The sequence below is a fragment of the Qipengyuania gaetbuli genome, from assembly GCF_020171365.1.
GTDB classification, from domain to species: Bacteria; Pseudomonadota; Alphaproteobacteria; order Sphingomonadales; family Sphingomonadaceae; genus Qipengyuania; species Qipengyuania gaetbuli_B.
Genome location: NZ_JAIUZO010000002.1, coordinates 2,289,755 through 2,302,772, shown reverse-complemented (window position 1 = coordinate 2,302,772; position 13,018 = coordinate 2,289,755). Strand labels below are relative to the sequence as shown.

Annotated in this window: 11 protein-coding genes; 8 read left to right on the top strand and 3 right to left on the bottom strand. The window is 64.9% G+C overall.

Annotation, left to right across the window (positions count from 1 at the left end):
• Window positions 1–136: 136 nt before the first annotated feature.
• The 8 genes from LCL94_RS11855 to LCL94_RS11820 all read left to right on the top strand — a co-directional run bounded on the left by LCL94_RS11855 (window position 137) and on the right by LCL94_RS11820 (window position 8,097).
• Complete coding sequence (locus LCL94_RS11855) at window positions 137–1,492, top strand: porin (RefSeq protein WP_224832378.1); 1,356 nt, start codon at window positions 137–139, stop codon at window positions 1,490–1,492.
• A 123-nt stretch (window positions 1,493–1,615) separates the two neighbouring features.
• Window positions 1,616–2,659, top strand: a complete 1,044-nt coding sequence (locus LCL94_RS11850) for a substrate-binding domain-containing protein (RefSeq protein ID WP_224832377.1) — start codon at window positions 1,616–1,618, stop codon at window positions 2,657–2,659.
• A gap of 17 nt (window positions 2,660–2,676) precedes the next feature.
• A complete protein-coding gene (gene pstC, locus LCL94_RS11845) occupies window positions 2,677–4,062 on the top strand; it encodes a phosphate ABC transporter permease subunit PstC (protein WP_224832376.1) in 1,386 nt (461 codons plus the stop codon).
• Window positions 4,055–5,305, top strand: coding sequence for a phosphate ABC transporter permease PstA (gene pstA, locus LCL94_RS11840; protein ID WP_224832375.1), 1,251 nt, complete (start codon window positions 4,055–4,057; stop codon window positions 5,303–5,305). The genes pstC and pstA overlap by 8 nt, the downstream gene beginning before the upstream one ends.
• A gap of 38 nt (window positions 5,306–5,343) precedes the next feature.
• A complete protein-coding gene (pstB, locus tag LCL94_RS11835) occupies window positions 5,344–6,090 on the top strand; it encodes a phosphate ABC transporter ATP-binding protein PstB (protein WP_222553703.1) in 747 nt (248 codons plus the stop codon).
• Window positions 6,091–6,104: 14 nt separating this feature from the next.
• Window positions 6,105–6,776, top strand: a complete 672-nt coding sequence (gene phoU / locus LCL94_RS11830) for a phosphate signaling complex protein PhoU (protein ID WP_160606669.1) — start codon at window positions 6,105–6,107, stop codon at window positions 6,774–6,776.
• Between the two features lie 70 nt (window positions 6,777–6,846).
• The gene (gene phoB, locus LCL94_RS11825; RefSeq protein WP_222553704.1) at window positions 6,847–7,536 is read left to right on the top strand and encodes a phosphate regulon transcriptional regulator PhoB; all 690 of its coding nucleotides are present in this window, start codon (window positions 6,847–6,849) and stop codon (window positions 7,534–7,536) included.
• 9 nt (window positions 7,537–7,545) lie between these two features.
• The gene (locus tag LCL94_RS11820; protein ID WP_224832374.1) at window positions 7,546–8,097 is read left to right on the top strand and encodes a hypothetical protein; all 552 of its coding nucleotides are present in this window, start codon (window positions 7,546–7,548) and stop codon (window positions 8,095–8,097) included.
• Window position 8,098: 1 nt separating this feature from the next.
• Here the strand turns inward: LCL94_RS11820 and LCL94_RS11815 are convergent, their stop codons facing one another.
• The 3 genes from LCL94_RS11815 to LCL94_RS11805 are packed head-to-tail and all read right to left on the bottom strand — an operon-like array spanning window position 8,099 to window position 13,018.
• Window positions 8,099–8,824, bottom strand: coding sequence for an extensin family protein (locus tag LCL94_RS11815; RefSeq protein ID WP_224832373.1), 726 nt, complete (start codon window positions 8,822–8,824; stop codon window positions 8,099–8,101).
• Complete coding sequence (locus tag LCL94_RS11810) at window positions 8,821–9,453, bottom strand: LysE family translocator (RefSeq protein ID WP_224832372.1); 633 nt, start codon at window positions 9,451–9,453, stop codon at window positions 8,821–8,823. Before LCL94_RS11810 ends, LCL94_RS11815 begins: the two co-directional genes overlap by 4 nt.
• 25 nt (window positions 9,454–9,478) lie before the next feature.
• Window positions 9,479–13,018, bottom strand: a complete 3,540-nt coding sequence (locus LCL94_RS11805) for an error-prone DNA polymerase (protein WP_224832371.1) — start codon at window positions 13,016–13,018, stop codon at window positions 9,479–9,481.

Below are 13,018 nucleotides of genomic sequence, written 5' to 3'. Positions count from 1 at the left end.
GCATCTGCGCAGTTTTCACAGCTTTTCCACAGCCATTCCACAGGGTGCGCAAGGCCGCGTGGAATGTGTCACATGGCTGTAATCATCGGGTCATAGAGGCGACGCCGGATCGTAACCTTGTAAAGGATTCGTCATAATGAAACCGGCATTCCGGCTGTCCGTCATCGCGGCGGCACTGAGCTGCACCATCGCCACTCCCGTCGCCGCACAGGATGCGGCTGCACCCACTGCAGAGCGGAGCCTGGCCGAAATGCGCGCGCAGCTCGCGGCCCTGGCGTCGCGCATCGACCAGCTCGAAGGCGAGCTGGCGCAGGAAAAGGCTGCCAACGCTGCACAGGATGCATCGATTGCTGCCAACACCGAAGCGGTTGCCAAGCCCGCGCCCGCGCCGGCAGTGGCACAGCTCGAAAAGAAGGACGGCTGGAGCTTCAAGCCCCGCGGCCGCCTGATGTTCGATGCCGGCTTCACCAGCGTGCCCGATTCGACCGGCCGTGAAGACGGTTTCGCCAGCGAAGTTCGCCGTGCGCGCCTCGGCGCCTCGGGCGGCCTTGGCGGCGGTTTCGAATACAAGTTCGAGCTCGATTTCGCCGGTAACGAGGTCGAGGCTGCCGATGCCTACCTCAGCTATGGCAATGGCCCGCTCGAAGTGATCGTGGGCCACCACAACAACTTCCAGTCGCTCGAAGAGCTGACCAGCTCGCTGCACACCAGCTTCATCGAACGTGCCGCCTTCACCGATGCCTTCGGTTTCGAGCGCCGCATCGGTGCCTCGGTCAGCTATTCGCAGGGCATCGTGCTGGCACAGGCCGGTGTGTTCACCGACAATTTCGACGATACCGGCACCAACAATCGTGGCATCGACGGACGCCTCGTCGTCATGCCGAAAATGGGCGACACCCAGCTCCACTTCGGCGGTTCGCTCCACTTCAACGAACTGGGCGAAGACGCCGGCAGCGTGCGCTATCGCCAGCGCCCGCTGGTTCACTTTACCTCCGAACGCTTCGTCAACACCGGCAATCTTGCCGCCGACAGCGAATTCGGCGCAGGCCTGGAAGCAGCCGTGATTTCGGGCCCGTTCCACGCGGCAGCGGAAGGCTACTGGCAGAACGTGGACATGCCCGCGATGACGGACAGCCCGACCTTCTTCGGCGGCTATGCCGAGGTCGGCTACTTCCTCACCAAGGGTGACACGCGCGGTTACAAGGGCGGCAAGTTCGACCGCACCAAGCCGGCCAGCGCGGTGGGCGAAGGCGGGATCGGCTCGATCCAGCTGAACCTGCGTTACGATTACCTCGACCTCAACGATGCTGGGATCATCGGCGGCGTGCAGAATGGCTACCTCGCCTCGCTGGTGTGGAAGCCGACCGACTACACGCTCTTCAGCCTGAACTACGGCAAGATGGATTATGACGATGCCGCCTATGCAACGGCAACCGGCGACACGTCCTACACCGTAGATGCCTTCGGCGTGCGCGCACAGGTCGATTTCTGATCCAGATACCGCTAGGGGCTGCCACAACGATTCGGCACCCCCTAGCGGAAGTCACACTTTTGTCGTCAGCATGTAACAAATCCGCGCTCTTGCGCGGCTAGTTGGACAACATAGGGGTTCCCAATGACCAAGACTTTCAAATTCGCTCTCGCCGCCGCTTCGGCCCTTGCCCTCACCGCTTGCGGTGACAATGCCGGTGGCGGTGCGACCCGCGACCAGATCAAGGCCGTCGGCTCGTCGACCGTCTTCCCGTTCGCCAAGGCCGTTTCCGAAGCTTTCGCACGCGACACGCAGTTCGCCTCGCCGATCATCGAATCGACCGGTACCGGCGGCGGCATGAAGCTGTTCTGCGCCGGCGTCGGCGCCCAGACGCCCGACATCGCGCATGCCTCGCGCCGCATGAAGTCGAGTGAATTCGCCGACTGCCAGGCCAATGGCGTGACCGACATCATCGAAGTCCAGGTCGGCCTCGACGGCATTGCCCTCGCTTCGTCGAAGGGCGGCATCATGATGAACCTGACGCCGAAGATGGTCTACGAAGCGCTCGCCGCCTCGCCCTACGGCAAGGAACAGACCGCCAAGAACTGGTCGGACGTCGATCCCTCGCTGCCGAACCAGCCGATCCTCGTCTACGGTCCGCCGAGCACCTCGGGCACGCGCGACGCGCTCAAGGAACTGATCCTCGAAGCGGGCTGCAAGACCGACGCCGCCACCGCAGCGCTCAAGGAAACCGACGAAGACCGTTACGACCAGGTCTGCACCGAGGTCCGCAGCGACGGCGCCTATGTCGACCAGGGCGAACAGGACAACCTCATCGTCCAGAAGATCGAAGGCAACCCGAACGCAGTGGGTATCTTCGGCTACTCCTACCTTGAAGAGAATCTCGACAAGGTGCAGGGCCTGCCCATGAACGGCGTCGATCCGACCTACGAGAACATCGCCAGCTTCGCCTATCCGGGCGCGCGCCCCCTCTTCATGTACGTGAAGAAGGCGCACCTCGACGCGATCCCGGGCCTGAAGGAATTCCTCACCCAGTGGTCGACCATGTGGGGCAAGGACGGCGCGCTGACCAAGATCGGTCTCGTGTCGAATCCCGATGATGCGATGGCCAAGGCTGCCGCAGCCGTCACCGAATACACCACGCTCGACGGTTCCGAGCTGAAGTAAGGGTATCAACGCACGCAATGTCGCCGACCATTCTGCTCCTCCTGGCCCTCGGGCTCGGGCTCGCCGGATGGTTGGCGGCTCGTGCTCGTGCGTGGACCTTCCGCAAGGCGAGCCCTGACGGGCGGCTCGCCAGCCTGCCCAGCTACCACGCATGGTACGTGGCGCTGTGGATCATCCTGCCCGTCCTGGTTTTCGTCGGGGCGTGGAGCGCGATCGCGCCCGGCCTCGTCACCCAGTCGGTGCTGGCGTCGCCTGCCGCCGACCAGCTGCCTGCCTTCGGTTTCCAGCGCCAGACGATCCTGAACGAGGCGCGCGCGGTCGCGACCGGGGCATCGCAGGCGGTGTTCAACCCGCTGGCGAAGGAATTCGTCGAGCCGTACCGTCAGGCCCTGTCGTTCTACAACTGGATCGGCATCGCTGCGACGCTGGTTATCGCTTTCCTCGGCGGCGCGTGGTCGTTCCTGCGCCTGAAGCCCGATTTCGCCGCCCGCACCCGGGTGGAGCGGATCGTCATGGCGATCCTGCTGGGTGCCTCGCTGGTCGCGATCCTGACGACCATCGGTATCTTCGTCAGCCTCATATTCGAGACACTGCGCTTCTTCGGCATGGTCAACCCGCTCGACTTCCTGTTCGGCACCCACTGGGGTCCGGATCCGATGAGCAACCCGAACAACCCGGACAGCAGCCGCTACGGCGCGATTCCGCTGTTCTGGGGCACGCTGTTCATCGGTGCGATCATCGCCATGATCGTGGCCATCCCGCTCGGCCTGATGAGCGCGGTGTACCTGACGCAATACGCGAACCCGCGCCTGCGTGCCTGGATCAAGCCGACGCTCGAAATCCTCGCCGGCGTCCCGACCGTGGTCTACGGTTATTTCGCCGCGCTGACGATTGCGCCCGCCATTCGCGATTTCGCGATCAGCCTCGGCGCCTCCAACCCCTCGAGCGAGAGCGCGCTGGCAGCCGGCCTCGTCATGGGCGTGATGATCATCCCGTTCGTGTCCTCGATGGCCGACGATTCCATCGCTGCGGTCCCGCAGGCCATGCGTGACGGCAGCCTGGCGATGGGCGCGACCACCAACGAGACGATCCGCCGCGTGCTGGTGCCTGCCGCCCTGCCCGGCATCGTGGCCGGTGTCATGCTCGCCATCAGCCGCGCGATCGGCGAGACCATGATCGTCGTCATGGCCGCATCGACCGCCGCAAATCTCAGCGCCAATCCGCTCGATTCCATGACCACGGTGACGGTCCAGATTGTCGCCATGCTGACCGGCGAAGGCAGTTTCGACCATCCCGCGACGCTCAGCGCCTTCGCGCTCGGCTTCGTGCTGTTCATGGTGACGCTGGGGCTGAACTTCATCGCCCTGCGCGTCGTCAAGAGGTTCCGCGAAGCTTATGAGTGAGCATATCGCCCCCACGCGTACGCCCGAATTCGAGGCGCGCCTGAAGAAGCGTTACGCGGCAGAGCGCCGGTTCCGCAGGCTCGGCCTGGCCGCGATCGTGTTCTCGGTCGCCGTGCTGGTCTACCTGCTCGGCACGATGACGCTGAACGGCATCGGCGGCTTCCAGCGCGCCGAGCTCGAAGTCCCGATCGACTTCACGCAGGCCGGCATTTCCGCCGATCCCGCCACCATGGCGAGCGACGGGGCCGTGCAATCCCTGCAGGGGCAGGGCCTGCCCGAAGTCGTGCAATTCTTCGCCGAGCAGTCGCTGGGCGACGAGGCGGCCGAACAGCTTGGCGCACAGGCCTGGCGTGATGTCGCCGATGCGATTGCCGCCGATCCCTCCATCCTCGACCGGCAGGAAACCTTCTGGCTTCCTGCCAGTGCCAGCCTTGCCAGCGGCTATGCCGGCGAAGGGTCGGCGGAAATGCAGGCGCTCGCGCAGCAGCTCGATGAAGCGGGCAAGATCGACAAGAACTTCGACACCGGCTTCTTCGCCCGGTCCGATGCGACCAATCCGCAGCAGGCAGGCATCTGGGGCGCGCTCAAGGGCTCGTTCCTGACGATGATCGTGACCCTGCTGCTGGCCTTCCCCATCGGTGTGCTGGCCGCGCTCTACCTCGAGGAATACGCGCCCAAGAACCGCTGGACCGACCTCATCGAGCTGTCGATCAACAACCTTGCGGCAGTTCCGTCGATCATCTTCGGCCTGCTGGGCCTTGCGGTCTTCCTGACCCTGTTCCCGAACCTGCGATCCGCCCCCGTGATCGGCGGCATGACGCTGGCGCTGATGACCATGCCGGTCATCGTCATTGCCGGGCGCAACGCGATCAAGGCGGTCCCGCCGAGCATCCGTGACGGCGCGCTCGCCATCGGGGCCTCGCCGGTCCAGGTGGTCTTCCACCACGTCCTGCCGCTCGCCCTGCCCGGCATCCTGACCGGCACGATCATCGGCATGGCCCGCGCGCTGGGTGAAACCGCGCCGCTGCTCATGATCGGCATGCGCGCTTTCGTGGCGAGCCCGCCCGATAGCTTCACCTCGCCTGCCACGGTCCTGCCGATGCAGATCTTCCTCTGGTCTGACGAAATCGATCGCGGTTTCGTGGAACGGACCAGTGCGGCTATTATCGTCCTGTTGCTGTTCCTCCTGCTGATGAACGGCCTCGCCATCTACCTGCGCAACAAATTCGAGAAAAAGTGGTGACCGTAGTCCATCAAAACCTGGAAGATACCGACGCCAAGATGAGCGCGCGGAACGTCTCCGTTTTCTACGGCGACAAGAAGGCGATCGACGAGGTTTCGATCGACATTCCCACGCGCTACGTCACGGCCTTCATCGGCCCGTCGGGCTGCGGCAAGTCGACCTTCCTGCGCACGCTCAACCGCATGAACGACACGATCCCTTCGGCGCGCGTCGAAGGCGACATCATGCTGGACGGCGAAGACATCTACAAATCGGGCATGGACGTGGTGCAGCTGCGCGCCCGCGTCGGCATGGTCTTCCAGAAGCCCAACCCCTTCCCCAAGTCGATCTACGAAAACATCGCCTACGGTCCGAAGATCCACGGCCTTGCAGAAGGCAAGGACGAGCTGGACGCGGTGGTCGAGAAATCGCTGCGCCGCGCGGGCCTGTGGGAAGAGGTCAAGGACCGCCTTCAGGACAGCGGCACCGCCTTGTCCGGCGGCCAGCAGCAGCGCCTGTGCATCGCGCGCGCCATCGCCGTCGATCCCGAAGTCATCCTGATGGACGAACCATGTTCGGCACTCGACCCGATCGCCACTGCAAAGATCGAGGAACTGATCGACGAACTGAATGGCCGCTATGCCATCGTGATCGTTACCCACTCGATGCAGCAGGCCGCTCGCGTCAGCCAGCGGACGGCTTTCTTCCACCTCGGAAAGATGGTGGAATATGGTCGTACTTCTGACATATTCACCAATCCGCTCGAACAGCGGACCCAGGATTACATCACGGGCCGCTACGGATAAGGCTAGGTAAGAACATGCAAGAACATACCGTAAAAGCCTTCGACGAAGACATCACCCGCCTCCGCGGCCTGATCGCGGAAATGGGCGGTCTGGCCGAAGTCGCGATCCAGCAGGCGCTCGATGCGCTGGTGCGCGGTGACGACGACCTCGCCAAGAAAGTCGTCAAGGGCGACAAGAAAATCGACGCGCTCGAAAGCGAGATCGACAAGCTGGCCGTGCGGATCATCGCGCTGCGTGCGCCGATGGCGGACGATCTGCGCGAAGTCATCGCCGCACTCAAGATCGCCGGCGTGGTCGAGCGTATCGGCGACTATTCCAAGAACATCGCCAAGGCGAGCCGCGAGATCGGCGACAACCGCAAGAAGTTCGAACCGCTCACCCTGCTCCCTGCCATGGCCGAAGTCGCCAGCGAGATGGTCCACGACGTGCTGACCGCCTACGCCGCCCGCGACCCGGAACTGGCCAAGGAAGTGATCCTTGCGGACGAGAAGGTCGATGCCTTCTACAACTCGATCTTCCGCAACCTCGTCAGCCACATGGTCGAAAACCCCTCGATGATCTCCAGCGCGGCGCAACTCCTGTTCGTCGCCCGTAACCTGGAACGCATCGGCGATCATGCGACGAACGTGGCCGAAATGGTCCATTTCGCCGCCACCGGACAATATCCGGTCGACGAGGATAACTGACATATTCCTGTAGCCTGAAGGTCATAGAGCCATGTCGAACGAGAAAAACCGCTCGCATGGAGACGCGAAGGTGCAGGCTGCAAAACTCCTGCTCGTAGAGGACGATCCCGCCCTTTCCGAGCTGCTCGAATACCGCTTTTCGAACGAAGGCTACGACGTCCGCACCACGCCGGACGGCGACGAGGCGATCCTCCTTGCCAGCGAGGAAACGCCCGACCTCGTTATCCTCGACTGGATGATCGAGGGGACCAGCGGCATCGAAGTGTGCCGCCGGCTGCGCCGCGACAAGGCGACCGCGCACGTGCCGATCATCATGCTGACCGCGCGCGAGGCGGAAGACGACCGTGTCCGCGGCCTGGAAACCGGCGCGGACGATTACCTCACCAAGCCCTTCTCGCCGCGCGAGCTCCTGGCCCGCGTGGCGGCTGTCATGCGCCGCATCCGGCCCGTGCTGGCCGGCGAAAGCATCGATGCAGGCGATCTGACGCTCGATCCGGTGGCGCACAAGGTCACGCGCCGGGGCAAGCAGCTCAAGCTCGGCCCGACCGAGTACCGAATGCTCAAGTTCTTCATCGAAAGCCCGGGGCGCGTCTTCAGCCGCAACCAGTTGCTCGACGGGGTCTGGGGCACGGAAAGCGACATCGAACTTCGCACGGTCGACGTGCACATCCGCCGCCTGCGCAAGGCGCTGGAAGTCGAAGGCGCCAAGGACCCGATTCGCACCGTGCGTAGCGCTGGATATTCCTTCGAACCCGTCTAAAGCTGCGGCATGGAATTCGCCGGCTACGCGTTCATTGCAATATTCGTCGGCGCACTATTGCTGGGCCGGCATTTCAAGGCCACGCGCGAGGCACGGGAAGCCGCCGAACAGGCGAAAGTGCCATCGAGGGCAGTGGACCTGCGGGTCAGCGGGTGGACAGCCAGCGAGCTGCGCGATGTCTTCCGCCGCTTTTCCGAACTTTACGGCCTGCCGGAACCGCGAGTGGCCGAAACTGCGAACGGCGTCTTCTCGGCCAAGTGGACCGACGGCCTTGCCCCCTCCCACATCCTCTTCGCGGTGAATTACGCCCACTATCCCGAAGGCCACGACCTCCACGGGCGGAGCATCTGCGCAGCGGCGAAGGTTTCGGCCGGTCACTTCGACAGTGTTCCTGCCGGTCGCTCAGTCACGATCTACGTGCCCGAGGACGATGACCGTTTCGACTGCGTCCATGCCGTGGACGATCGCGGCACGGCCTATTTCGGTGATTTCGGGAAGTCCGGTTTCGTGAAGACTGACCGGGCGCGCATGCGGACCTGTGTGCAGGCCTTGTTCGGCTAGGTCACCGGCACAGCCCGCCCCGCCGTGCACCCATGTCGAGGTGTAGGTGGTCCGCGTGGGCAGCATTGTAATCGGGCGACAGGACGATGCCGAAAGCCTCGCAGGCACCGTCGCGAACCTCGCGAAGGAAGCGGGCTTCGTCGCCCTCGCCCTGCCAGTCGCCGAGCACGCTGATCCGCGTACCGTCGGTCAGGACGAAACCGGCGATGTCGATGGCATTGCCGTTCGCGTGCTGGCTCCACGGGCCATCTTCGCGCCCGTAGAGGCGGCGGCAGGAATAGGCGCCAAGGTGCTCGATCCGCGCGATGCCGGTGCCGAATATCGCCTGTGCGGCAGGCTCGATTGCGTCGCTCTGCCATAGCTCCATCGCAATGGCGACCGGGCAGGTCGTGGGCGGCGTGTCGGGGCTGAGCGGATAATCGGCAAGCTGCGTGCGATCCTCGCGGCGGCACGCTCCCTCGCCTTCCGGCGGCAGGGCGGTGAATTCGACCCCGCTACGCTCAAGCACGGCGCGGCATTGCGGCACGTCGCCGGCAAGGGCGCGCAGCTTCGCCTCGGTCGCCCAGCCCACCGGATCATTGAGGTCGAGCGGGGCCCAGGGATCGTGCTGAGGATGCGCGGCGAGCCAGCTGCGTCCCGCCACGAACAGCGCTGCCGCGACCAGCAGCAGGATGACCCTGCGGTCACCGATAAACTTGCCGATGTGCCTCGATATGGTGAGCTTCAAACCTGCGTACCCATCAGATCGACCAGGATCAGCCCCGCGATCAGGACGAATACGATTCCGATGCCGCGATCGATCCAGACGCGGGTCGCGGCGCGTTCCATGAAGCGCGCAAGGCGCTTGCCCGCCGCGATGTAGAGCCAGCCGATCACGAGGTCGGCGACCAGCGCCACCAGTGCCAGTACCACGATCTGCAGCGGCACGCTTTTCGCCGGATCCACGAAGGGCGGGATGATCGCGACCATGTAGACCAGCGACTTGGGGTTGCCGATGGCGACCGCGATCCCGTCGCGGAAGGCGTGGCCGGAGACCTGGCGGACCGGCTCCACCCCGTCCTCCCCCGCATGGAAGGAATGGCGGATTGCCTTCAGGCCGAGCCAGGCGAGGTAGAGCACGCCTGCGATCGCCAGCAGGCGGAAGGCGAGCGGATAGGCAGCGGCGAGCGCGCCGAGGCCCAGCGCGGCAAAGGCCCACCACACGAAATAGCCGATCTGCATGCCCATCAGCGCTGCCCAGCCCGAGCGCGGGCCCCGCCAGATCGCCTGGCTCATCACGAAGATCATGGACGGCCCCGGCACGATGCTGGTCGTGGCGGTTACGAGGAGGAATGCGAGGAGCGTTTCGAGACCCATTACGCCCGCGCCCCTAGCCGCAGCCTCAGTGGAAGTCGCGCGATTTCGGAATGATCCGCACGTCGCGCCGATGTCCCTGATGCCAGCCGCATTCGCGGTTGCCCGGTGGCGGTTCCTGCCACGGTTCGACCGGCTGGTAGGGATCGTCTCTCCCCTCGCGCAGGTTGTCGCGCGGGTTGAACTTGTCCGGCCGCGGCGAGGAGACGTGGTCGGCCCGTGCGAGCGGCGCGTTGAGCATGTCGTCGGACAGCCTGTGCAACTGGTCAGTCGCATCGGTCATGTGATGCGCGATCACGTGGATCACCTCGTCGTCATATTCGACGCGCCCGCGCACCTCCATCAGGCGCGCGCCCATGACCACGCGGCGCTGCCTTTCCTTCAGGTCCGGCCAGACGACGAGGTTGATGACACCCGTCTCGTCCTCCAGCGTGATGAAGCACACGCCCTTGGCAGAACCCGGCCGCTGGCGGATCAGCACCACGCCCGCGACATGGACCATGGAGCGGAACTTGCGCGCCCTCAGATCGCAGGCACGCACGAAGCCGCGTTCGGCAAGGCTGGCGCGCAGGAACGCCATCGGATGCGCCTTCAGGCTGAGGCGCGTGGTCTGGTAATCGGCGACCACTTCCTCCGACAAGGGCATCTGCGGCAGCGCGGTGCGATGCACCTCCGCCCCCTCGTCGCGCGTGGCGGCGGCGGCGAACAGCGGCAGGTCCGCACCGCCGACGAGGCTGCGCGCGTCCCACAGGGCCTGCCTGCGCGATAGGCGCATCGAACCGAAGGCATCGGCGCTGGCGAGCCGCTCCACATGGGCGGGACCGATCCTGGCACGGTCGCGCAGCGCGCGCACGTCCTCGTAGGCGCCGTTCTCCTCGCGCTCGGCGACGAGCTGCGCGGCCACCGCTTCGGGCAGGCCGTCGATCTGCCTGAGGCCCAGCCGCAAGGCGACGTGCCGGTCGAGCCGGCCGCTGTCGCCCTGCCCGCCACTCGCCGCACCGACTTCCTCCAGCGTGCAGTCCCACTGCGACAGGTTCACATCCACCGGCAGCACGCGCACGCCATGTTCCGCCGCATCTCGCACGATCTGCGCGGGCGCATAGAAGCCCATGGGCTGCGAATTCAGCAGCGCGCAGGCGAAGGCAGCGGGGAAATGGCATTTCAGCCAGCTCGACACGTAGACGAGATGCGCGAAGCTGGCCGCATGGCTTTCGGGAAAGCCGTATTCGCCGAAGCCGCGGATCTGGTTGAAGCAGCGCTGGGCGAAGTCGCGGTCATAGCCGCGCGCGACCATGCGTTCGACCATCATGTCCTGCAATTCGTCCACCATGCCGCGGCTGCGGAAGGTCGCCATGGCCTTCCTCAGCCGGTTCGCCTCTTTCGAGGAGAACTTGGCCGCATCGAGCGCGATCTTCATCGCCTGTTCCTGGAAGATCGGCACGCCCAGCGTGCGCTCGAGGATGCTGGACAGTTCGTCCGGCGGGCCGTGCTGCGGCGACGGCGCGGGTATCACCACCTGTTCCGCCCCGCGCCTGCGCTTCAGATAGGGATGGACCATGTCGCCCTGGATCGGACCCGGGCGCACGATGGCGACCTGGATGACGAGGTCGTAGAATTCGCGCGGGCGCAGCCTCGGCAGCATGTTCATCTGCGCCCGGCTTTCGACCTGGAACACGCCGAGCGAATCCCCCTTGCGCAGCATGGCATAGGTTTCCGGGTCCTCGCGCGGGACGCTGGCCAACGTCAGCGTGCGGCCGTGGTGGTCGTCGAGCAGGTCGAGGCATTTGCGGATGCAGGTCAGCATGCCCAGCGCCAGCACATCGACCTTGAGGATGCCGAGCGCCTCGATATCGTCCTTGTCCCATTCGATGAAACTGCGATCGGGCATGGCGCCATTGCCGACCGGCACCGTTTCAGTGAGCGCGCCTTCGGTGAGGATGAACCCGCCGACATGCTGCGACAAATGACGCGGCATTCCAATCATTTGCTCGGTCAGTTTGAGAACGCGCCTGAGATGCGGATCGGTGACGTCCATGCCTGTTTCGGCAGCGTGTTTCTCGCTGATCTCGCGGCCCCAGCCGCCCCACACCGTCTTGGCGAGCGCGGCGGTCACGTCCTCGCTCAGCCCCATCGCCTTGCCCACTTCGCGGATCGCCATGCGCGGGCGGTAATGGATGACCGTGGCGCACAGCCCGGCGCGGTGACGGCCATACTTGCGGTAGAGATACTGGATCACTTCCTCGCGCCGCTCGTGCTCGAAATCGACGTCGATATCGGGCGGCTCCTTGCGGTCTTCGGAGATAAAGCGGTCGAACAGCAGCTGGTGCTGCGCCGGATCGACACTGGTGATGCCGAGGCAGTAGCAGACGGCCGAATTGGCCGCGCTGCCGCGTCCCTGGCACAGGATCGGCGGGTCGACCTTCTCGCGCGCGAAATCGACGATGTCCTTGATGGTCAGGAAATAGCGCGCCAGCTCCATCTTGCCGATCAGCGCCAGTTCCTTGTGCAAGGTTTCGGCCACGCTTTCTGGAATCCCTGCGGGATAGCGCCATTCGGCCCCCTTCCACGTCTCGGAGACGAGATAGTCCTGCGGCTCGACCCCGCCGGGATAGAGTTCTTCGGGATATTCGTATTTCAGCTCGTCGAGGCTGAAATTGCAGGCATCGGCCACTTCGCGCGCAGCCGCGATGGCGTGCGGCCAGCGTTCGAACAGGCGGACCATGGTCGCAGGCGGCTTGAGGTAGCGTTCCGCATTGCCGTGGAGCAGGTGCCCGGCGGCCGCGACAGTGGTCTTGTGCCGGATCGCGGTCATCACGTCCTGCAACGGGCGCCTTTCCGGCCCCGCGTAATGCACGTCGTTCGTGGCGAGGATCGACAGGCCGTTCGCTTTCGCCAGCGCGTCGAGTTGCTCGATCCGGGCGATGTCGCTGTCGGTGTAGAGATAGGCCGCCGCGATATGGCGCAACGTCGGCAGTCCGGCAGCGAGCTGCGGCACGATATCGGTAAAGGGCGCGGCGAGGTGTTCCTGCAGCTTCTCTCCCGCCAGCCCGACGACATTCCCGGCCCATGCGGGCACGATGTATTCCTGCGCCAGATCGCGCGGGGGCACGAGGATCAGCTGCACGCCCTCCGTATGGCGGGCGAGCATGGAGAGCGAAATGTGGCACTCCCCCTTCTCCTGCCATTCGCCGTCCAGCGTGCGCATCCGCCCCGCCGAGATCAGGCGGCAGAGCCGGCCATAGGCCGCGCGGTTCTTCGGATAGGCGAGGAAGGCCAGCCCCTCGATCGTTTCGATCCGGCAGCCGATGCAGGGCTTCAGCTTGAGTGTTGCCGCCTCGGTATGGACGCGCACCACGCCCGCCATGGTGTTGGCATCGGCAATCCCGATCGCGTCGTATCCCAGCGCGCGCGCCTTGAGTACGAGGTCCACCGCATCCGATGCCCCGCGCAGGAAGCTGAAACAGGACACGATGCCGAGTTCGACGAAGGCGCTGCGCGGCGGCGCGTCTATCGAGGCAGGATCGATCTCGATCGTGCGCTTGGGAATCTGGAGGTCGCTTTCGGGCAT

Coding starts and splice junctions, on each gene's coding strand:
- LCL94_RS11820 (WP_224832374.1), top strand. CDS start 7,546: ATGGAATTCGCCGGCTACGCGTTCATTGCAATATTCGTCGGCGCACTA.
- pstC (WP_224832376.1), top strand. CDS start 2,677: ATGTCGCCGACCATTCTGCTCCTCCTGGCCCTCGGGCTCGGGCTCGCC.
- LCL94_RS11850 (WP_224832377.1), top strand. CDS start 1,616: ATGACCAAGACTTTCAAATTCGCTCTCGCCGCCGCTTCGGCCCTTGCC.
- LCL94_RS11805 (WP_224832371.1), bottom strand. CDS start 13,018: ATGCCCGAAAGCGACCTCCAGATTCCCAAGCGCACGATCGAGATCGAT.
- LCL94_RS11810 (WP_224832372.1), bottom strand. CDS start 9,453: ATGGGTCTCGAAACGCTCCTCGCATTCCTCCTCGTAACCGCCACGACC.
- phoU (WP_160606669.1), top strand. CDS start 6,105: ATGCAAGAACATACCGTAAAAGCCTTCGACGAAGACATCACCCGCCTC.
- pstA (WP_224832375.1), top strand. CDS start 4,055: ATGAGTGAGCATATCGCCCCCACGCGTACGCCCGAATTCGAGGCGCGC.
- LCL94_RS11855 (WP_224832378.1), top strand. CDS start 137: ATGAAACCGGCATTCCGGCTGTCCGTCATCGCGGCGGCACTGAGCTGC.
- pstB (WP_222553703.1), top strand. CDS start 5,344: ATGAGCGCGCGGAACGTCTCCGTTTTCTACGGCGACAAGAAGGCGATC.